This window comes from Micromonospora sp. WMMC264 (assembly GCF_027497275.1).
Classification (GTDB): Bacteria; Actinomycetota; Actinomycetes; order Mycobacteriales; family Micromonosporaceae; genus Micromonospora; species Micromonospora chalcea.
Genome location: NZ_CP114907.1, coordinates 4238373 through 4258291, shown reverse-complemented (window position 1 = coordinate 4258291; position 19919 = coordinate 4238373). Strand labels below are relative to the sequence as shown.

General features: G+C 74.6%; 16 protein-coding genes. 11 read left to right on the top strand and 5 right to left on the bottom strand.

The features are described 5' to 3' along the window. Window positions 1-28: 28 nt before the first annotated feature. A complete protein-coding gene (locus O7542_RS18400; RefSeq protein ID WP_281604947.1) occupies window positions 29-1279 on the top strand; it encodes a hypothetical protein in 1251 nt (416 codons plus the stop codon). A gap of 103 nt (window positions 1280-1382) precedes the next feature. Here the strand turns inward: O7542_RS18400 and O7542_RS18395 are convergent, their stop codons facing one another. The 3 genes from O7542_RS18395 to O7542_RS18385 are packed head-to-tail and all read right to left on the bottom strand — an operon-like array spanning window position 1383 to window position 7498. Beyond that, complete coding sequence (locus O7542_RS18395; RefSeq protein WP_064447099.1) at window positions 1383-2216, bottom strand: SAM-dependent chlorinase/fluorinase; 834 nt, start codon at window positions 2214-2216, stop codon at window positions 1383-1385. Further along, on the bottom strand, window positions 2213-2716 hold the full coding sequence (locus O7542_RS18390) for a GNAT family N-acetyltransferase (RefSeq protein ID WP_281604946.1): 504 nt from the start codon (window positions 2714-2716) through the stop codon (window positions 2213-2215). Before O7542_RS18390 ends, O7542_RS18395 begins: the two co-directional genes overlap by 4 nt. A 30-nt stretch (window positions 2717-2746) precedes the next feature. Continuing rightward, window positions 2747-7498 (bottom strand): DEAD/DEAH box helicase, encoded by a 4752-nt coding sequence (locus O7542_RS18385; RefSeq protein ID WP_281604945.1) that lies wholly within the window; start codon window positions 7496-7498, stop codon window positions 2747-2749. A gap of 178 nt (window positions 7499-7676) precedes the next feature. Here O7542_RS18385 and O7542_RS18380 point away from each other — a divergent pair, with 178 nt between their 5' ends. The 10 genes from O7542_RS18380 to O7542_RS18335 all read left to right on the top strand — a co-directional run bounded on the left by O7542_RS18380 (window position 7677) and on the right by O7542_RS18335 (window position 17946). Continuing rightward, window positions 7677-7997 (top strand): hypothetical protein, encoded by a 321-nt coding sequence (locus tag O7542_RS18380; RefSeq protein ID WP_030504176.1) that lies wholly within the window; start codon window positions 7677-7679, stop codon window positions 7995-7997. A 231-nt stretch (window positions 7998-8228) separates the two neighbouring features. Then, a complete protein-coding gene (locus tag O7542_RS18375; protein ID WP_281604944.1) occupies window positions 8229-11063 on the top strand; it encodes a Na+/H+ antiporter subunit A in 2835 nt (944 codons plus the stop codon). Beyond that, a complete protein-coding gene (locus tag O7542_RS18370) occupies window positions 11060-11539 on the top strand; it encodes a Na(+)/H(+) antiporter subunit C (protein WP_043325764.1) in 480 nt (159 codons plus the stop codon). The genes O7542_RS18375 and O7542_RS18370 overlap by 4 nt, the downstream gene beginning before the upstream one ends. Next, window positions 11536-13041 carry a Na+/H+ antiporter subunit D gene (locus O7542_RS18365; RefSeq protein WP_043325762.1) on the top strand — a complete coding sequence of 502 codons (1506 nt, stop codon included), beginning with the start codon at window positions 11536-11538 and terminating at the stop codon, window positions 13039-13041. The genes O7542_RS18370 and O7542_RS18365 overlap by 4 nt, the downstream gene beginning before the upstream one ends. After that, window positions 13038-13688: a Na+/H+ antiporter subunit E gene (locus O7542_RS18360; protein WP_209960431.1), complete on the top strand. Its 651-nt coding sequence runs from the start codon at window positions 13038-13040 to the stop codon at window positions 13686-13688. The genes O7542_RS18365 and O7542_RS18360 overlap by 4 nt, the downstream gene beginning before the upstream one ends. Next, entirely contained in the window at window positions 13685-13948 is a 264-nt protein-coding gene (locus O7542_RS18355) for a monovalent cation/H+ antiporter complex subunit F (protein ID WP_013284715.1), read from the top strand. Before O7542_RS18360 ends, O7542_RS18355 begins: the two co-directional genes overlap by 4 nt. Further along, the gene (gene mnhG, locus O7542_RS18350) at window positions 13945-14280 is read left to right on the top strand and encodes a monovalent cation/H(+) antiporter subunit G (RefSeq protein ID WP_069089343.1); all 336 of its coding nucleotides are present in this window, start codon (window positions 13945-13947) and stop codon (window positions 14278-14280) included. Before O7542_RS18355 ends, mnhG begins: the two co-directional genes overlap by 4 nt. 163 nt (window positions 14281-14443) lie before the next feature. Then, on the top strand, window positions 14444-15799 hold the full coding sequence (locus O7542_RS18345; protein ID WP_043325755.1) for a hemolysin family protein: 1356 nt from the start codon (window positions 14444-14446) through the stop codon (window positions 15797-15799). After that, the gene (locus O7542_RS18340; protein WP_043325753.1) at window positions 15796-16860 is read left to right on the top strand and encodes a hemolysin family protein; all 1065 of its coding nucleotides are present in this window, start codon (window positions 15796-15798) and stop codon (window positions 16858-16860) included. The genes O7542_RS18345 and O7542_RS18340 overlap by 4 nt, the downstream gene beginning before the upstream one ends. 156 nt (window positions 16861-17016) lie before the next feature. After that, complete coding sequence (locus O7542_RS18335; RefSeq protein WP_166455485.1) at window positions 17017-17946, top strand: sporulation protein; 930 nt, start codon at window positions 17017-17019, stop codon at window positions 17944-17946. A gap of 61 nt (window positions 17947-18007) precedes the next feature. On the opposite strand, the gene leuE is transcribed toward O7542_RS18335, so the two are convergent. Both leuE and O7542_RS18325 read right to left on the bottom strand, forming a co-directional pair. Then, entirely contained in the window at window positions 18008-18670 is a 663-nt protein-coding gene (leuE, locus tag O7542_RS18330; RefSeq protein ID WP_043325749.1) for a leucine efflux protein LeuE, read from the bottom strand. Beyond that, complete coding sequence (locus O7542_RS18325) at window positions 18667-19914, bottom strand: bifunctional pyridoxamine 5'-phosphate oxidase family protein/GNAT family N-acetyltransferase (protein WP_281604943.1); 1248 nt, start codon at window positions 19912-19914, stop codon at window positions 18667-18669. The genes leuE and O7542_RS18325 overlap by 4 nt, the downstream gene beginning before the upstream one ends. Between the last annotated feature and the right edge of the window lie 5 nt (window positions 19915-19919).

Here is a 19919-nt window from a genome sequence, read left to right as displayed (position 1 = left end):
CGATCAGGGGGTTCTGAGGAGAATGCTGATGGCTCATTCCGGACGTCGTATCGTCGTCGCCCTGACTGCCCTGCTCACCGTGGCCGCCGGACTGCCCGGCACGCCCGCGTCGGCCGCGCACCCGTCCACCGCCGTGCCGGCTCGCGCCGGCGCGCCCGACCCCGAACGCTGGTCCGTCGACCTCGCCGTCGCCGGTGGCGACGACGTCAACGTCGCCTGGCGTTCCGGCCGCCTCCGGCTGGCCGATCCCCGCCCCTCCGCCCGCACCCGCCCGGCCGCCGTGGGCGGTCCGGTCGCCGAGGGCATCCTGCTCTCCGCGCCGCGCGTCCTGGACCGGCCCGCCACCCGGGTACGCGCCCGGCTCACCGCCCGCACCGGCGACGGGGGTACGGCGGTGGCCCAGGTGCGCGGCTGGCGCGCCCGGGGCTGGACCGAGTGGCGCGACGCCGCCGAGGCCGTGTTCGACGAACCGGTCCGCCGGGTGCAGGCGCGCGTCGTGCTGACCACCCGGGACGCCGCCTCGGAGGCCACAGTCACCGGGCTGACGCTCGCCGCCGACTCGGCCGCCACCACTGCGGTCCAGCCGGCCGCTCCGCTCACCTACCGGGTGTACGCGACCCGGATCGGCCTGGTCGGCGGCACCACCGCGAACGGGCACACCGTACGCGCCCGGGACCACTTCGCGGCGCTGCCCAGCCGGCGCGGACTGTCCCCGCGTGGCACCGGCGACTACACGGTCAAGGTCTGCACCACCAGCGGAAGCCGCTGCGAGTACGCCCCGGTCTGGGACGTCGGCCCGTGGAACACCCGCGACGACTGGTGGAACCCGTCGTCGATCCGGGAGAACTGGAAGGACCTGCCGCGCGGGCGGCCCGAGGCCCAGGCGGCGTACCAGAGCAACTACAACGGCGGGCTGGACCAGTTCGGACGCACCGTGCGCAACCCGGCCGGGCTGGACCTGGCCGACGGGACGTTCTGGGACGGGCTGCGGCTCACCGACAACGCGTGGGTGGACGTGACGCTGCTGTGGACAGGTGGCGGGGCGCGAGCGGTCGTCGGCTCCGGGCCGCTGAACCTGCGCGCCGGGGCGGGCACCTCGTACGCGAGCCGTGGCCTGGCCGCCACGTACGCCCAGGTGCCGGTGCAGTGCTACGTGACCGGGCAGAAGATCACCGGTACCTATCGCACCACGACGAGGTGGTACCGCCTGGTCGGCGGCGCCTACGTCAGCCACGCGTACCTGTCCTCGATCTACGGCGGCACCGTCCCCCGCTGCTGACCCTGCCCTCTCGCCCCCTGACCCCCGTTGATCTTGCAGTTTCGGCCCTTTCGGTGGGGCATTTGTCCTCTGTGCCGGGGCGCCAACTGCAAGATCGCGGGGGTCAAGGGTGGGGGGTGGTGAGGGTGAGGAGGGCGCCGGGGGTGGTGTGGAGGGTTTCTGCGGCTCGGCCGCTGTTCACCGCTACGGCGACCAGGCCGGCGGAGTCGACGTAGACCACCAGGGCGCCGGGCGGGGCGTCGCCGAACGTGCGGCCGTGGACCGCCTCCCGGCCGTTCACCAGCACCCGGGGCGGCAGGCCGTCGAGCAGCGTGCCCGGCGCGGCGAGCTGGACGTTGCCGAAGTGGTCGACGGTCAGCACCTCGGCGGTGAGGCTGCCCGGCTCGGCGCGGACCACCGGTTCCGGCAGCCGGACCAGCGTGCCCGGATCCACGGCCGGACCGGCCTCGGCCAGTGGCGCGCCCAGCGCCAGCCGCGCGGCGACCGGCGCGAACACGTCCCGCCCGTGGAACGTGCGGGAGACGGCCGGGCCGAGCCAGTCCGGGTTGGTCAGCTCCACCGCCGCGCTCACCCCGCCGAGCGCCTCGGCGGCCGGAAGCAGCAGCCCGTTGTCCGGCCCGACCAGCAGCCCGCCGGGCGCGGCCAGCGCGATGCCTCGGCGTGCGGTGCCGACACCCGGATCGACCACCGCCACGTGCACGCCCCACGGCAGGTACGGCACTGTCTGCGCGAGCACGGCCGCGCCCCGGCGTACGTCGGCCGGCGGCACCAGGTGCGTCACGTCGATCACCCGGACAGCCGGGGCGAGCCGGGCCAGCACCCCGTGGCACGCCGCCACGAACCCGTCGGCCAGCCCGTAGTCGGTGGTCAGCGAGACACAGCTCGGAACGTCGCCCGGCGTGGCGCGGCCCTGGCCCGCGGAGACCGGGCCGCTCATCGCTGGTCCGCCCCGGTCAGGCGCCGGGCCAGGCGCAACTCGTCGTGCAGCGGGATGCCGTCCGCCCCGACCTCCGGGATCGTCGGCTTGACCGCGCGGGCCCGGTCGACAGCGCCCGCGTCCACAGCGACGATCCGCAGCCCCCGGCGCTGGTAGAAGCGCAGCGCGCCCAGGTTGTCGTTCGTCGTGACCAGCCAGATCCGGTCCGCCCCGGCGGCGGTGGCCGTCTCCTGCGCGGCGGCCAGCAGGGCGGTGCCCGCGCCGTTGCCCGGTGCCGCCGCGGCCAGGCTGACCACTTCCAGCCCGTCGGCGTCGACCCGGTACGCCAGCGCCCCGGCGAACCCGCCGGTCTCGTCCACCGCCACCAGCGCGGGCAGGTCACGCAGGTCGTAGCGGGTGTCGTGGACCACCACGATCGGCCCGCCCCACTCCCGTTCGTGCAACGCCGCCAGCGCCACGCGGTCCTCGTCGCGCGCCTGGCGTACCCGGATCGAGGCCATCGGCACACCCTAACCGGGGCGGCCGGGCCCTCAGCCGCGCAGCCGCAGGCCGCGCGGGGTGGCGCGGAAACCGGCGGCGGTGAGCGCGTCGCGCAGCGGGGACGCGTGCACGGCCTCGCCGTCGGCGCGTTCCACCGAGATCGCGCCGAGCGCGCCGGAGTGCACCGCGTCGGCGAGCGCCTTGCCGGCGGCGCCGAGCGTGTCGGTGTCGTCGGTGAACGACAGGATCGTCCGGCCGCCCCGCTCCACGTAGAGCACCACGTCACCACCGACCAGGACGACCAGCGCGCCCGCCTTGCGCCCGGCCCGGTGCCCGGTGGCCGGTGCCGCGCCGTCCCCCGAGTCGACCACGCGCTCGGGCCAGGGCAGCGCCGCGCCGTACGGGTTCGCCGGGTCGGTGGCCGCGAGCACCACCGCCGGGCCGCCCCGGCCCTGGGAGTCGTCGGCGAGCGCCCGGATCCGGTCGACCGCGCCGGGCACCGCGAACTGTGCCGCGCCCAGCCCCTCCACGAAGTAGCCGCGCCGGGCCGCCCCGCGTTCCTCCAGCGCGGACAGCACCGGGTAGACCCCGGCGAAACCACCGGTGACCTGTTCGGCCACGACCGCGCCCCGGGTCACCACGCCGTGCCGCTCCAGCAGCAGGTCGGCGAGCGCGGCGGCGCGCCGGGTGGGATCGCTGTCGCGTTCGGGCAGCCGGGACCAGCGACCGGCCATTGTGGGCGGGCCGCCCCGGCTGGGCAGCGCCACCCGGCCGGGCCGGCGGTAGCGGGTGCGCGGCGCCGACGGCCGGGACCGGTGCGCCCCGCCCGCGCCGAGCGCGGCCCGCAACGGGGCGAGCGTGTCGTTCGTGAGGTGACCGGCCCACACCAGGTCCCACACCGCGCCGGACAGGGCGGCGTCGTCGGTGGCGCCGACCCGGTCGGAGAGCGACCGGAAGAACAGCGCCTGCCCGTCGGCGAGCGCGTCGAGCACTGATTCGTGCAGCGGGGTCAGCGTCAGCGCCTCGTCCGGCGGGGGAAGCAGCAGCGGGGCGACGTCGGCGTACGCGAGCGTCACCCACCCGTCGCCGCCGGAGATCGCGCCCGCGCCGGCCCACACCACCTCACCACTGGCGCACAGCTCGTCGAGCTGGGCGGGGGAGTAGTCGGCGACCCGGGCGGGCAGCACCAGGCGTTCCAGCGCGGACGCCGGCACGTTCACGCCCTGCAACTGTTCGAGGGCGGCGGCGACCGCCTCGACGCCCCGGGCCGACGAGCCGACCTGCTGCCAGCGGGGCAGGAACGTGGCGAGCGCGCGCGGCGGCACCGGTTCGATCTCCCGGCGCAGGGCGGCCAGGGAGCGGCGGCGCAGCAGGCGCAGCACCTCCGCGTCGCACCACTGCGTGCCCACCGTGTCCGGGGCGAACTCGCCGGAGACCACCCGGCCGTTCGCCGCGAGCCGCCGCAGCGCCTGTTCCACCACGAACACGCCGAGCCCGAACCGGGCCGCACAGGTGGCCGCCGCGAACGGGCCGTGCGTGCGGGCGTACCGGGCGACCAGGTCGGTGAGCGGATCGGCCACCGGCGCGAGGTACGCCTCGGCGACCCCGACGGGCAGCGCCACGCCGAGCGCGTCGCGCAGCCGGGCGGCGTCCTCCACGACCACCCAGCGGTCCTCGCCGGCGATCCGGACCCGCAGCACCCGCCGCGCCGCCGCCAGCTCGTCGGCCCAGGACTCCGGCACGCCCCGCTCGGCCAGCTCGGCGCTGCTCAGGTCACCGACCACGCGCAGCAGCTCGACCACGTCCTCCGGGTCGCGGGGCCGACGCTGCTCGGTGCGCCAGCGCAGTTGACGGGCGGTCTCGGCGAGCACCTCCGGGTCGAGCAGCTCCCGCAGATCGACCCGGCCGAGCAGTTCGCCGAGCAGCCCGGAGTCGAGCGCCAGCGCGGCGGCCCGCCGCTCGGCCAGCGGGGCGTCGCCCTCGTAGAGGAACGCGCCGACGTACCCGAACAGCAGCGACCGCGCGAACGGCGACGGGCGCTCGGACTCCACCTCGACCAGGCGTACCTTGCGGGCGGCCAGGTCACGCATCAACTCGGCCAGAGCGGGCTGGTCGAAGACGTCCTGGAGGCACTCGCGGGCGGCCTCCAGCGTGACCGGGAAGTCGGCGTACTCGCGGGCCACGTCGAGCAGTTGCGCGGCCCGCTGGCGTTGCTGCCACAGCGGCTGCCGCCGCCGGGGGTCACGCCGGGGCAGCAGCAGCGACCGGGCCGCGCACTCGCGGAACCGGGACGCGAACAGCGCGGACGTGCCCACCGACTCCTCGACCAGCTGGGCGATTTCGTCCGGCTCGAACACGACCACGTCGGCGCCGGGCGGCGTCTCGGCGGTGTCCGGCAGGCGCACCACGATGCCGTCGTCGGAGGGCATGACCTGGGCGTCCACGCCGTACCGCTCGGCCAGCCGGCGGCCGATCGCGAGCGCCCACGGCCCGTTGACGCGCGCGCCGAGCACCGAGTGCACGGCGAGCCGCCAGTCGCCCAGCTCGTCGCGGAACCGTTCGACCACCACCGTCCGGTCGTCCGGCAGCGACCGGGTGGCCGCCTTCTGCTCGCGCAGGTAGTTCATCAGGTTGCCGGCGGCCCAGTCGTCCAGCCCACCGGCGCGCAGCGCCGCCACCGCGTCGGCGTCTGACTGCCGCAGCAGCGCCCGGACCCGGGCCCCGATCGCCCGGCCCAGCTCGACCGGACGGCCGAGCTGGTCGCCCTTCCAGAACGGCATCCGGGCCGCCTGCCCCGGCGCGGGGGAGACGAGCACCCGGTCCGGGGTGATCTCCTCGATCCGCCAGGACGACGAGCCGAGCAGGAACACGTCACCCACCCGGGACTCGTAGACCATCTCCTCGTCCAGCTCACCCACCCGGGCGGCCCGCTCGGCGCCGGCCAGGAACACACCGAACAGGCCCCGGTCGGGGATGGTGCCGCCGCTGGTCACGGCGAGCCGCTGGGCGCCGGGCCGGCCGGTCAGCACGTCGGTGGCGCGGTCCCAGACCAGCCGCGGCCGCAGCTCGGCGAACGCGGTGGACGGGTAGCGCCCGGAGAGCATGTCGAGCACCGCGTGCAGCGCCGAGTCGGGCAGCTCCGCGAACGGCGCCGCCCGGCGGACCAGCACGGCCAGGTCGCCGAGCCGCCACGGCTCCAGCGCCACCATCGCGACGATCTGCTGGGCCAGCACGTCGAGCGGGTTGCGTGGGTAGTGCAGCTCCTCGATCGCCCCGGCGCCCATCCGCTCGGCCACCACCGTGCAGGAGAGCAGGTCGCCCCGGTGCTTGGGGAAGACGACGCCGCGCGAGACCGCGCCCACCTGGTGCCCGGCCCGCCCGACCCGTTGCAGCCCGGCGGCCACGCTCGGCGGCGCCTCGATCTGCACCACCAGGTCGACGGCGCCCATGTCGATGCCCAGCTCCAGGCTGGACGTGGCCACCACGGCGGGCAGGCGCCCGGACTTGAGCGCCTCCTCGATCTGCTTGCGCTCCTCCCGGGACACGCTGCCGTGGTGCGCCCGCGCGATCACCGCCGGCGCCCCGGTCGCCGCGCCGGACTGCGCCATCACCTCGGCCGGCTGCCGCGGCGCGCGCACCGGCCCCACCGGCCCGCCGAACGCCTCCGCCCCGCGCCGGGCCCGGCTCCCGTCGGCCGGCCCGCCGCCGGACATCGGGCCGAGCCCGTCGGCGTCGTCGAGCCCGGCCTCGTCGCCGGCCGGCGGGCCGTCGACGCCGGGCAGCAGATCGGATACGCGCACCGGCTCCCCGCCCCGGGCCACGCGGCTGCCATCCGGGGAGGACGCCGCCTCCAACTCCTCGGCGGCCAGCTCGTTGAGGCGGGCGCAGAGCCGTTCGGCGCTGCGCCGGGAGTTGGTGAACACGATCGTGGACCGGTGCGCGCGGATCAGCGAGAACACGCGTTCCTCGACGGCCGGCCAGATCGAGGGGCGGCGGGGGGCGAGCCCGCCGAGGTCGTCCTCCGGTGGCTCCTGCTCGTCGAGGCGCGTCATGTCCTCCACCGGGACCTGGACGCTCACCTCGATGGTCTTGTCGGCCGGCGGCTGCACCACGTCGACCGGGCGGGCGCCGCCGAGGAAGCGGGCGCACACGTCGATCGGCCGGACCGTGGCGGAGAGCCCGATCCGCTGGGCGGGCCGCTCCAGCAGCGCGTCGAGGCGTTCCAGGGACAGCGCGAGGTGGGCGCCGCGCTTGGTGCCCGCGACCGCGTGCACCTCGTCCAGGATGACCGTGTCCACGCCGCGCAGCGATTCGCGGGCGGCGGAGGTGAGCAGCAGGAACAGGGACTCGGGCGTGGTGATGAGGATGTCCGGCGGGGTGCGGGCGAAGGCGCGGCGCTCGTCGGCCGGGGTGTCCCCGGTTCGCATGCCGACGGTGACGTCGGGCGGGGCCAGGCCGAGCCGGGCGGCGGCCTGGCGGATCCCGGTGAGCGGGGCACGCAGGTTGCGTTCGACGTCGACGGCGAGCGCCTTGAGCGGGCTGACGTAGAGCACGCGGCAGCGTCGGCGGGGGTCAGCCGGCGGCGGTTCCTTGGCGAGCCGGTCCAGTGACCAGAGGAAGGCCGCGAGCGTCTTGCCGGAGCCGGTCGGCGCGACGACCAGGGCGTTGCGCCCGGCGGCCACCGAGTGCCAGGCGCCCTGCTGGGCCGGGGTGGGCGCGGCGAACGCCGCGGTGAACCACTCCCGGGTCGCCGCGCCGAACTCCTGGAGCACCCCGCCCGACCGGGTCACCTCGTCCGCCACGACCCCATCCTGCCGCGCAGGTGTGACATCCGGCCGCCTCGCCGGAGCGATCTGTCCCGGCGACGACGCTCAGGGAGGGAAATGGGTGGTTATTCCGTTAAGTCTTACTTAACTGGTTGCTTGTGCACTGCAACATAAAGTAACTTCACTCGCGATGCGGCGTGGGCTGGAGGCGTGGATGACCGTCGAGGAACGAGGCTTCGGGCCCGGCACCGACCTGCTCCTCCGTCAGGTCGACGGCCGGCTGGCCGCGCTCCGCGCCGGGTTGCGCGGTCCCGACCTCGAACTGGCCGAGGAGCTGGCCCGGCGGCTGCGCGAGATGATCCTCGCCACCGCCCGTTCCAGTGCCGCCGACCGGGCGCGCGTGCGGGCCGCCGTGCACTACTTCGTCCAGCGCCGGGAGAGCCGCGACGCCCGGCTGCCGCTGCGGTCCCTCGCGGTCGCCCAGCGCGCCGTCGACCGGGCCGCCCGCCAGTTGGACTCCACCGCCCTGTCCTGACCGGCCCACCCGACCTGACCGGTGCCCGAACTCCGCGTTGATCAAGGAGTTCGTGTCACCGCACCAGCCTGCTCCGGACACAAACTCCTTGATCACCGCGAGAAGGCGGGTGGGGTGGGGGGGGAGATGGGTGGCTTTTGGGGAAAAGGGCGCGGTTGGGGTTGGTTGTGACGTCTGATCGGTTGTGTCCCAGCGTGTTCCGGCGCGCTGTCACCTCGACCGGGAGTACGCGTGCTCGTCCTGCTGATCGTGCACCTGGTGGCGGCGCTGCTCGCCCCGCTGCTGGTCCGCCGGTGGGGTCCACGCGCCTGCCTGCTGCTCGCGCTCGCCCCGGCCGCCACCGCGGTCTGGGCGGCGGCCCACACCGGGGCGGTACGCGACGGCGGCGCGGTCGTCGAGACGTACCAGTGGATCCCGGAGCTGCAGTTCGACGTGGCGCTGCGGGTCACCACGCTGTCCTGGCTGATGCTGCTGCTGGTCGGTGGCGTCGGCGCGCTGGTGCTCGTCTACTCCGCCCGCTACTTCGAACCCGGGTCGGTCGGGCTGGCCCGGTTCGCCGCCGTCATGGTCGCCTTCGCCGGGGCGATGCTCGGCCTCGTCGTCTCCGACGACCTGCTGCTGCTCTACGTCTTCTGGGAACTGACCACCGTCTTCTCGTACCTGCTGATCGGGCACAGCACCGAGCGCCGGTCCAGCCGGTGGGCGGCCGCGCAGGCGCTCACCGTGACCACGCTGGGCGGCCTGGCGATGCTCGTCGGGTTCCTGATGCTCGGTCACCACGCGGGCGGCTACCGCTGGTCGTCGGTGGCGTCCGCGCCGCTGCCCGGCGGCGGATACCTGGCGCTGGCGGTGCTGCTCGTCCTCGCCGGCGCGCTGGCGAAGTCGGCGGTGTTCCCGTTCAACGCCTGGCTGCCGGTGGCGATGGCCGCGCCGACACCGGTCAGCGCGTACCTGCACGCGGCGGCGATGGTGAAGGCCGGCATCTTCCTCATCGGACTGCTCGGCCCGGCGCTCGCCGCGGCCGGACCGTGGCGGCCGGTCACCGTCGTCGCCGGGCTGCTCTCGCTGGTCCTGGGCGGCTGGGCGGCGCTGCGGCAGACCGACCTGAAGCTGCTGCTGGCGTACGGCACGGTCAGCCAACTCGGACTGCTCGCCGTGCTGTTCGGGGCGGGCACCCCGAAGGCGGCGCTGGCCGGCGTGGCGATGCTGGCGGCGCACGCGCTGTTCAAGGCGGCGCTGTTCCTGGTCGTCGGCATCCTCGACCACGAGGCGGGCACCCGTGACCTGCGGGACCTGTCCGGGGTGGGCCGGGCCGCGCCGTGGCTGGCGATCGTCGCCACGCTCGCCGCCGCCTCGATGGCCGGCGTGCCGCCGCTGCTGGGGTTCGTGGCCAAGGAGTCGGTGCTCGCCGCGTTCACCGGCGACCCGCTCGTGCTCGTCGTGCTGGTGGCCGGCAGCGCGCTCACCGTCGCGTACAGCATCAGGTTCGTCTGGGGCGCGTTCGGCACCCGGCCCGGCGTCGCGGACACGGAGGTGGCCCGGCCACCGGCCGCGATGCTCGTACCCCCGGCGCTGCTCGCCGTGGCCGGGCTCGCCGCCGGTCCGGCCGCCGGGTGGCTGAGCGGCCTGTTCGAGCCGTACGCGGAGTTGTTCGGACCGGTCGAGGAGCATCTGGCGCTCTGGCACGGGCCGACCGCGGCGCTCGGCCTCTCCGCCCTCGTGCTGGCCGGCGGCGCGGCGCTGCACCTGGTCCGCGGCCCGCTCGCGCCCGCGCTGGCGCGGCTGCGCTCGCCGGTGAGCGGCAACCAGGGGTACGAGTGGGTGACGCACGGCTTCGACCGGCTCGCCATCGAGGTCACCGGCGCCACCCAGCGCGGCTCGCTGCCGCAGTACCTCGGTACGGTGCTGCTCGCGCTGGTGTTCGTGCCTGGCGGGGCGATGCTCGCCACCGCGCCGTGGCGGGTCGAGCTGGCGGTGTGGGACAACCCGGCCCAGCTCGTGGTCGCGGTGGTGATCGCGGTGGCCGCGCTGCTCGCGGTCGGCGCGCGTCGCCGGCTCACCGCGATGCTGCTGGTCGGGGTCACCGGCTACGGCACCGCGATGATGTTCGTCCTCTACGGCGCGCCGGACGTGGCGCTGACCCAGTTCCTGGTGGAGACCGCCACGATCGCCGTGTTCGTGCTGGTGCTGCGCCGGCTGCCGGAACGCTTCTCGGCGCGTCCGCTGCGCCGCAGCCGCTGGGTGCGGCGCGGCATCGGGATCGCCGCCGGCGTGGTGATGGCCGGCCTGGCGCTGACCGCGGCCGGAGCGCGCCGGGCGCCGTCGATCTCCGCCGACTTCCCCCAGCTCGCCCTCGTCGAGGGGTACGGCCGCAACGTCGTGAACGTGACCCTGGTGGACATCCGGGCCTGGGACACCATGGGGGAGATCTCGGTGCTCGTGGTGACCGCGACCGGTGTGGCCAGCCTGATCTACGAGCGTTCCCGCACCGGGCCGCGTCCGCGCCGCCCGCGGCCGGTCGCGATGCGCGCCGGTGACCGGCGCACGGTGTGGCTGCGCGGCGGGCAGACGCTGCCGGAGCGGCGGCGCTCGATCGTGTTCGAGGTGGTCACCCGGCTGATCTTCCACACCGTACTGATCTTCTCGCTGTTCCTGCTCTTCTCCGGGCACAACGCCCCCGGTGGCGGTTTCGCCGGCGGCCTGGTGGCGGGCCTCGCGCTGGCCCTGCGCTATCTGGCCGGCGGCCGGTACGAGCTGGCCGAGGCGGCGCCGGTCGGGGCCGGCACCGTGCTCGGCGCGGGTCTGGGCATCTCGGTCGGCAGCGGGGTGCTCGGGCTGGCGCTGAGCGGCGACGTGCTGCAGAGCGTCAAGGTCGGCCTGTGGCTGCCGGTGATCGGCGACTTCTACCTGGTCACGTCGCTCTTCTTCGACATCGGCGTCTACCTGGTGGTGGTCGGGCTGGTGCTGGACATCCTGCGCAGCCTGGGCGCCGAGGTGGACCGGCACGTGGAGGCCGCCGGTGAGGCGGGACGCGGGTTGATCGTCCAGCGGGACGGCCCGACATGACCAGGGGCGCGGCCGGTCCGACGCTGGTGCTGGTGCTGGCGGTCGGGGTGCTCGTCGCCGCCGGTGTCACGTTGCTGCTGGAACGCAGCCTGACCCGGATCCTGCTCGGCATCATCCTGCTCGGCAACGGCGTGAACCTGCTCATCCTGCTCGGCGGGCGAGCCGGCGCCGCACCGTTCGTGGGCTCCTCCCCGCAGGGTGAGATGAGCGACGCGCTGCCCCAGGCCATGGTGCTCACCGCAGTGGTGATCACGTTCGGGCTGACCGCGTTCCTGCTCGCCGTCGCGTACCGCAGCTGGTACACCAGCGGCGACGACGAGGTGCAGGACGACCTGGAGGACCGGCAGATCGTCCGGCTCGCCGAGAGCAACGAGGTGTCGACCGCGGACCACGGCGGCGAGGGCCCGGACGACGACCCGGAGCAGGTGGACCCGGAGCCGGCCCGCCGGCGGCTGCGCCGGGACGGTGAGACATGAGCGGGCTCGTGCCGCTGCCGGTGGTGGTGCCGCTGCTCGGCGCGGCGCTCACCCTCCTGCTGTCCGGGCGGCCCCGCCTGCAGCGGTCGATAAGCGTGCTCTGCCTGTCCAGCGTCCTGGTGGTGGCGGCGGTGCTGCTGGTCGAGGCGTACCGGTTCGGGCCGGTGGTGGTGCAGGTGGGCGGCTGGCCGGCGCCGGTGGGCATCGTGCTGGTGGCCGACCAGCTGGCGGCGCTGATGGTGCTGGTCTCCTCAGCGGTGACCTTGTGCGTGCTGCTCTACTCGATCGGCCAGGGCCGCGGGGAGACCGGCGAGACCGCGCCGGTGAGCATCTACCACCCCACGTACCTGGTGCTCACCGCGGGCGTGACGAACGCCTTCCTGGCCGGGGACCTGTTCAACCTCTTCGTCGGCTTCGAGATCCTGCTCGCCGCGAGCTTCGTGCTGATCACGCTGGGCGGCACCGAGGTGCGGCTGCGCACCGGCTCGACGTACGTGGTGGTCAGCATCCTGTCGTCGCTGCTGTTCCTGTCCGCGGTGGGGCTGGTGTACGCGGCCACCGGCACGCTGAACATGGCGCAGCTCGCCGGCCGGCTGGACGCGCTGCCGTCGGGCGTACGCCTGACGCTGCAACTGATGCTGCTGCTCGCGTTCGGGATCAAGGCGGCGGTGTTCCCGCTGTCGGCGTGGTTGCCGGACAGCTACCCGACCGCGCCCGCGCCGGTGACCGCTGTCTTCGCCGGCCTGCTCACCAAGGTCGGCGTGTACGCGATCATCCGCACCGAGACGCTGCTGTTCCCCGGCGGCCAGGTCGCCGGCCTGCTGATGGTGGTGGCCGGCCTGACCATGGTGGTCGGCATCCTCGGCGCGGTGGCCCAGTCGGACCTGAAGCGGCTGCTGTCGTTCACGCTGGTCAGCCACATCGGTTACATGATCTTCGGGGTGGCGCTGAGCAGCGTCGCCGGCCTGTCCGGGGCGATCTTCTACGTGGTGCACCACATCACCATCCAGACCACGCTGTTCCTGGTCGCCGGCCTGGTCGAGGAGCGGGCGGGCAGCACCGACCTGCGCCGTATCGGCGGGCTGGCGCGGGTCGCCCCGATGCTCGGCGTGCTCTTCTTCGTCCCGGCGATGAACCTGGCGGGCATCCCGCCGTTCTCCGGCTTCCTCGGCAAGCTGGGTCTGCTCCAGGCCGGCGTGGCGGCGGGCGGGACGCTGCCCGCCGTGCTGGTCGGGGCCGGCACGCTGACCAGCCTGCTCACGCTCTACGCGGCCTCCCGGGTGTGGAACATCGCGTTCTGGCGGGCGCCCCGGCTGGCCTCCACCACCGTGCCGGCCCGGCTGCCCGGCCTGATGGTCGGCGCCACCACCGCCCTGGTCGCGCTCGGCGTGCTGTTCACGCTGGCGGCCGGGCCGCTGTTCCAGGTCACCTCGAACGCGGCCACCGACCTGCGCGAACGCACCCCGTACGTGCGGGCGGTCCTGCCCCGGGACGTGCCATGACCGACGACCTGCCCCCGGGCGGGGGCGCGACCGGGGAGCCGACGGGCGTACCCCGGGCCGCGCCCGAGCCCGACGTGCCGATTCAGGTGGTGGGCCGGGGTGGGCGGCGCCGCGACCAGGCGCTCGCGCTCGGCTGGCTGGTCGCCGCGTGGCTGCTGCTGTGGGGCGACGTGTCAGTGGGCAACCTCATCGCCGGGCTGGTGGTCGGCGCGGCCGTGCTGCTGTTCTTCCCGCTGCCGCCGGTCACGTTCGGCGGCCGGTTCCGCCCCCGCGCGCTGCTGGTCTTCCTGATCACCTTCATCGCGGAGCTGGTGAGCGCCAGCCTGCACGTGGCCGCCGTGGCGCTGCGCTTCGGTTACCGCCCGCGCGGCGCCATCATCGCGGTGCCGCTGCGCGTGCGTACCGACCTCAACCTGGCGCTCACCGCCGAGGTGATCTCGCTGGTGCCGGGCACGCTGATCATCGACGTCGACCGGGCCGCGGGCGTGCTCTACGTGCACGTGCTCGACGTGCGCGGCCCCGAGGACATCACCGGCAGCCGCGAGCGTGTGCTCGCCGTCGAACGGCGCATCGTCCGCGCCATCGGATCTCCCGCCGAGGTACGCCGGCTCGACCTCGAACCCGCCGAACGGAGGAACCACCCGTGACAGTCCTGCTCGCCGTCGCGCTCACCGTGCTGCTCTCGGCCACCGCGCTGCTCGCCCTGGCCCGCATCTACCGCGGCCCGTCCCTGCTCGACCGGGTCGTCGGCGCCGACCTGCTGCTGTCGGCGATGCTCGCCGCGGTGGGGGCGGAGGCCGCCGTGAACCGGCACGCCACCACGCTGCCCGTGCTCGTGGTGCTCTCCCTGCTCGGCTTCATCGGTTCGGTGTCGCTGGTGCGCTTCGCGGTCCGGGCCGAAGCATGAGTGCCGGCACGATCGCGGACTGGGCGGGCGGGGTCCTGCTGCTGGCCGGGGCGGTGCTGGGGCTGATCGCCGGCATCGGGCTGGTCCGCTTCCCGGACGTGCTGGACCGGATGCACACGGCCACCAAGCCGCAGGTGCTGGGCGTCCTGCTGCTGCTGGCGGGGCTGGCGCTGCGTCTGCGTACCCCCTCGGACCTGGGCATGCTGGTCCTGGTGGCGATCTTCCAGCTCTCCACCGCGCCGGTCGCCGCGCAGATGATCGGCCGGGCGGCCTACCGGTCCGGCCGGGTCGACCGGAGCCTGCTGGACGTGGACGAGCTCGCCGGGCGGTGAACCGGACGTGGGGGAGGGTTCCCGGCACCCTCAGCGGACGTCCAGCCGGTACCGATAAAATGGGCCGCATGATCGACTCTCCTGCCCCGGAGGGCAGCAGTAGCCGGCCGGGTCATACCCGGCGAATTCCCTCCCCGACGACCCCGGGAGCACTGAACCTCCCGTGCTGATCCTCGTCGGTCTCCTTCTCATCATCGTGCTCACCGCCGCCACCGGTTACTTCGTGGCCCAGGAGTTCGGTTACGTCGCCGTGGACCGGGGCAAGCTCAAGCAGCTCGCCGACGGTGGCGATCGTGCCGCGGCCCGGGCCCTGGAGGTCACCGCGCGGCTCTCGTTCATGCTGTCCGGCGCCCAACTGGGCATCACCGTGACCGCCCTGCTCGTCGGTTACGTCGCCGAGCCGTTCCTCGGCGCCGGGCTGGCCGACCTGCTCGGCCTCACCGGCATCTCCAGCGCGGTGGCGTTGCCGCTGTCGGTGGCGCTGGCCCTGGTCATCGCCACAGTGGTGCAGATGGTCCTGGGTGAGCTGGCCCCGAAGAACCTGGCCATCGCCCGCGCCGAGCCGCTGGCCCGGGCGCTGTCCCGGTCCACCCTGATGTACCTGAAGATCGCCGGCCCGCTGATCACGCTCTTCGACCGGGCCGCGGTACGGCTGCTCCGCCGCATCGGCATCGAGCCGATCGAGGAGCTGCCCAGCGGCGCCACCCCGCAGGACCTGGAGCAGATCATCGCCGAGTCCCGGGAGGAGGGGCACCTCGACGCCGAGATGTCCGACCTGCTGGACCGGGGCCTGGACTTCCGGGAGCTGACCGCCGGCGAGGCGATGGTGCCCCGCGTCGACGTGCACACCGTGCGGGCCGACGAGCCGGTCAGCCGCATCGTCGAGCTGCTGGACACCGGCCACTCCCGGTTCCCGGTGCGCGGCGCCGAGGGCGTCGACGACCTGATCGGCGTGGTCGGCATCGCCGACGTGCTCGGGGTGCCCCCGGCGCAGCGCGCGACCACCCGGGTCGACGCGGTGGCCGTACCCCCGTTGCTCGTGCCCGAGACGCTGCCGCTGCCGACGGTGCTCGACCGGCTGCGGTCCGGGCACCGGCAGCTCGCCTGCGTGGTCGACGAGTACGGCGGCTTCGCCGGCGTGATCACGCTGGAGGACCTGGCCGAGGAACTGGTCGGGCCGATCCGCGACGAGGACGACCCGCCGGACCGGGCCGCGGCGCGGCAGGAGGACGGCTCCTGGGTCGTCCCGGCGCGCTGGCGCATCGACGAGGTCGCCGACAGCACCGGCATCGAGCTGCCCGAGGCGCCCGAGTACGACACGCTCTCCGGTCTGGTGATGCGGGAGCTGGGCCGGGTGCCCGAGGTCGGTGACCGGCTGGAGATCCCGGTCGCCGCCGACGGCGACGAGCCGGCCTCCGGCCCGCGGGTGCTGGTCGAGGTGCTCGCCGTGGACCGGCACGTGGCCGACTCGGTACGGCTGCGGTCCACCGCCGACGTGTCCGGGGAGGGTGCGGCATGACCCCCGGGTTCGCGTTGTTCTTCTCCGTGGTGCTGCTCGCGCTCAACGGATTCTTCGTGGCCGCCGAGTTCGCGCTCGTCGCGGCCAAGCGGTACCGGCTGGAGCAGTCGGCCGCCGGTGGCGGCCGGGCCGCCCGCGCGGCGCTCGACGGCGTCCGCGAGCTGAGCCTCATGCTGGCCGGCGCGCAGCTCGGCATCACGCTGTGCACGCTGGGCCTGGGCGCGCTGGCCGAACCGGCCATCGAACGGCTGATCAGCCCGCTGCTGCACGCGGTCGGCCTGCCCACCGCGGCCAGTCACGTGGTGGCGCTGGTGTTCGCGCTGTCCCTGGTGACGTTCCTGCACCTGGTGGTCGGCGAGATGGCCCCGAAGTCGTGGGCGATCACCGACGCGGAGCGTTCGGCGACGCTGCTGGCGCTGCCGTTCCGGGCCTTCGCCCGGATCGTCCGGCCGGTGCTCTCCGTGCTCAACGGGCTCGCCAACGCGATGCTGCGGCTGTTCGGCGTGCAGCAGCAGGACCAGCTCGCCCAGGTGCACGGCCCGGACGAGCTGCGCATCCTGCTGGAGCAGTCCCGGGAGCACGGGCTGCTCGGCGCCGAGCAGCACCAGCTGCTCAGCAGCATGCTGGAGCTTCAGGGCACCACTGTGGCGCAGGTGATGGAGCCGTTCGACCGGATCGTCACGGTGGGCCGCGACGAGACCGCCGAGCGGATCGAGCACGTCTCCCGCGACAGCGGCCGGTCCCGGCTCGCCGTGGTTGACGCCGGTGGCGAGGTGTGCGGCCTGGTGCACGTACGCGAGGCGGTGCGTGCCGTCACCACCGGCCGCCCGGCGACCGCGGACGAGCTGATGACCAACGCCTTCACGCTGCCGGCCGAGGCGTCGGTGACCGAGGCGGTGGCCGCCATGCGGGCGCAGCAGGCGCAGCTCGCGCTGGTGAGCAACGGTGGCGGGCCGACCCGGCCGATCGGGTTCGTCGCGCTGGAGGACCTCTTGGAGGAGGTCATCGGCGAGTTCGACGACGAGACCGACCCGGTGCCGCGAGGCCGCCGGATGCGCTGACCGTCATGATCCGTACCGGCCCGGCGAGGTGGGAGACCACCTCGCCGGGCCGGCGTCCGTTGCGGCGTCTGGCACCCGGCGTCCGGCGTCCGGCAGCCGGCGTCCGGCGTCCGCTTCGGTCGGGCATGGCCCGGCGGGCAGCGGGAATGCCCCGGCATGCGGTTGACCGGGGTGTCGCGGGACTCCGCCTGGACCGGGCTCTCCGTGAGCACCACCCTGCCCAATCCGAGCACCCGGCCGGGCCTGCGCCTGCCGGGCCGGGTGACGCTCAGCGCCGGCGGATCGGACGTACCGGTCCGGCACATCCGGCTCGGCCTGGTCACCCAGGTCGAACCGGAGGACCCGGAGGCGCCGCGCCGCCTGGTGCAGTTCCAGACGTGGACGATCGCGGGCCGGTTCGTGGTGCCGGCCGGACGACGGCGCGCCGTCGAGTTCGCCGTGCCGCTGCCGTGGGAGTCACCGGTGACCACGTACGGCGGGGTGCCGCTGCTGAGCCTGCGTACCGGGCTGCGTACCGAGGTGTCGGTGGACCCGGAGGTCGACCAGGGCGCGATGGTGCCGGTGCTGATCCACCCGCTGCCCTCCCAGGAGCACGTGCTCGCCGCGCTGGACACGCTCGGCTTCGCGATCCGGCAGGCCGGGCTGCGCGAGGGACGCCTGCCGGGGGTGGATCAGACGCTGCCGTTCCAGCAGTGGTACGGCTTCTGGGCCGCCCCGCTCTACGCCGGCCCGATGACCGAACTCGAAGTGATCATGCTGACCGACTCGGCCGGCATGGAGGTGCTGCTCTGGCTGGACCGGCGGCTCTCCCTGGCCGGGATCACCCACCAGAGCATCAGCCGGTTCCGGATCTGGCACGCCGGGGTCGACCAGCGGGACTGGGTGGCGACTGTGGACGGCTGGCTGCGGCACGCCATCGACCGGCACGCGGCCGCGGCGGCGCACGCCGACTGGTCGGCCACGATCCGCGAGTCGGCGCACGTCAGCCGCCCGCCCGACCGGCCGGTCGCGCCCGGCTACGGGCTCGGCGGCACGGCCGGCGGCGCGGGCATCGGCGGCGGTGGCGGTGGGGGCGACGGCACGTGATCTTGTTAAGAAGGGGCCCTTCCTCTACCGGAGGCGTTAAGAAGGGGCCCTTCCTTACACCTCAGCCGGCGGCGAGCTTGAGGCTGAAGCCGAGGAACAGCATCGCCACCGCCGTGGTCCCGGTCGCGGCCAGCCGACGGCGCTGCCGGAACTGGGCCGCCAGGAACGTGCCGGTGAAGATCAGCGCGGTCAGGTAGAGCGCGCTGGCGACCTGCGCGATCAGCCCGAGCAGCAGGAACGACAGCGCCGGCCAGGCGTACCCGGGGTCGACGAACTGAATGAAGAACGAGACGAAGAACAGGATCGCCTTCGGGTTGAGCAGGCTGATCACCAGCGCCCGCCGGAACGGCTCCTGCGGCCCGGCCGGCTCGACCTCGTCGATCAGGCGCGGCGTGGCCGGGTCGTTGCGGTCGCGCCAGCGCCGCCACGCGCCGCGCAGCATGGCCAGCCCCAACCACCCGAGGTACGCCGCGCCGGCGTACTTGATCACCAGGTAGAGCGGCGGGTACGCCTGGAGCAGCGAGGCCACCCCGGCGGCGGAGAGGAACATCAGCACCGCGTCGCCGACGAACACCCCGGCCGCGGCCCGGTAACCGGTGGCCACGCCCCGGCGGGCGGCGGTGGCCAGCACGAAGAGCGAGTTCGGTCCGGGCAGCAGCACGATCGCCACGGTGCCCAGCACGTACGTCCAGATGTCGGTGATCCCCAGCACGCCGGACATCATGACGCCACGGGGGCCGCCGCGCGAAGACGTTCCCGCAGGCTGGCCTGTGCGCTCGGCCACTCCTGCGCGAGCATGGAGTACTGCACGGTGTCCCGCCAGGAGCCGTCGGCGCGCTGCTTGTGCTGCCGCAGCACGCCCTCCCGGCTCGCGCCGAGCCGTTCGATGGCCCGCTGGGAGCGCTCGTTGCGGATGTCGGTGTGCCAGACCACGCGCACCGCGTCCAGCTCGTCGAAGGCCCGGCCCAGCAGCAGCAGCTTCGCCTCGGTGTTGACGCCGGTACGCCACCAGGGGCGGCCCAGCCAGGTGTAGCCGATCGCCAGCGACCGGCGGACCGGGTCGATCTCGTAGTACGAGGTGGTGCCGATGACCGCGCCGGTGGTGGCGCAGCGCTGCGCCCAGCACACCTGCTCGCCGCGTTCCTGCGCGTCCAGGTAACTGGCGACAACCTGGCGCATCTCGTCGGCGTCGGCGGGCCGCGTACCGCCCAGGTGCTGCCACACCTGCGGGTCGTCGGTGGCGGCGTACAGCTCGTCGGCGTGGGCGAGGTCGAGCGGCTCCAGCACCGCGTGCTCGCCGCGCAGCACCGCGGGCTCGTGCCACGGCGAGCGGGCCGCCCGCAGGTACGCCGGCACCGGCGCGCTCACCCCGGGGGCGGGCTCGGGGCGGCCCGGCGTGAGCCGCAGCGGCACCACACCGGCCCAGTACGGCAGCGCCTCGTCGGCCGGGTCGTCGTTCACTCCGCCGGTGCGCACCCGTACCGACACTTCCCGCAGCGGCAGCGCCAGCACCGCCGTCTCGGCCAGCTCGCGCCGGTTCGGCGGGCGGCTCTCGGCGGAGCGCCCGGTGGCCACCTTCTCGATCAGCGCGGTCATCACCGCCGCCTTCTCGTCCGTGTCCTCGACCAGCCGGGCGGTGCCGTGCGCCACCACGGACCGGTAGTTGGCGCTGTGGTGGAACTGCGACCGCGCGTAGACCAGCCCGTCGAGGTGGGTGACGGCGACGCAGACCGGCAGCCCGGCCTCGCCCCGGGCGGCCAGCAGTGGCCGGCTGCCGGTGGAGCCGTGCAGGTAGAGCGTGTCGCCGACGCGCACGTGCAGGGTCGGTAGGACGCGCGGCTCGCCGTCGACGGTGAACGACAGCGCGCAGTGGTACGCCTCGTCGAGCAGCGCGTGCGCGGTGGCCGCGTCGTAGCGCATCCGGTCGCGGACGCGGCTGGCTGTGGTGCGGGGGGTCGGAGGGTACATGTGAC

Coding starts and splice junctions, on each gene's coding strand:
- O7542_RS18400 (WP_281604947.1), top strand. CDS start 29: ATGGCTCATTCCGGACGTCGTATCGTCGTCGCCCTGACTGCCCTGCTC.
- O7542_RS18395 (WP_064447099.1), bottom strand. CDS start 2,216: ATGAGCGGCCCGGTCTCCGCGGGCCAGGGCCGCGCCACGCCGGGCGAC.
- O7542_RS18390 (WP_281604946.1), bottom strand. CDS start 2,716: ATGGCCTCGATCCGGGTACGCCAGGCGCGCGACGAGGACCGCGTGGCG.
- O7542_RS18380 (WP_030504176.1), top strand. CDS start 7,677: ATGACCGTCGAGGAACGAGGCTTCGGGCCCGGCACCGACCTGCTCCTC.
- O7542_RS18370 (WP_043325764.1), top strand. CDS start 11,060: ATGACCAGGGGCGCGGCCGGTCCGACGCTGGTGCTGGTGCTGGCGGTC.
- O7542_RS18365 (WP_043325762.1), top strand. CDS start 11,536: ATGAGCGGGCTCGTGCCGCTGCCGGTGGTGGTGCCGCTGCTCGGCGCG.
- O7542_RS18360 (WP_209960431.1), top strand. CDS start 13,038: ATGACCGACGACCTGCCCCCGGGCGGGGGCGCGACCGGGGAGCCGACG.
- mnhG (WP_069089343.1), top strand. CDS start 13,945: ATGAGTGCCGGCACGATCGCGGACTGGGCGGGCGGGGTCCTGCTGCTG.
- O7542_RS18340 (WP_043325753.1), top strand. CDS start 15,796: ATGACCCCCGGGTTCGCGTTGTTCTTCTCCGTGGTGCTGCTCGCGCTC.
- O7542_RS18335 (WP_166455485.1), top strand. CDS start 17,017: ATGCGGTTGACCGGGGTGTCGCGGGACTCCGCCTGGACCGGGCTCTCC.
- leuE (WP_043325749.1), bottom strand. CDS start 18,670: ATGATGTCCGGCGTGCTGGGGATCACCGACATCTGGACGTACGTGCTG.
- O7542_RS18325 (WP_281604943.1), bottom strand. CDS start 19,914: ATGTACCCTCCGACCCCCCGCACCACAGCCAGCCGCGTCCGCGACCGG.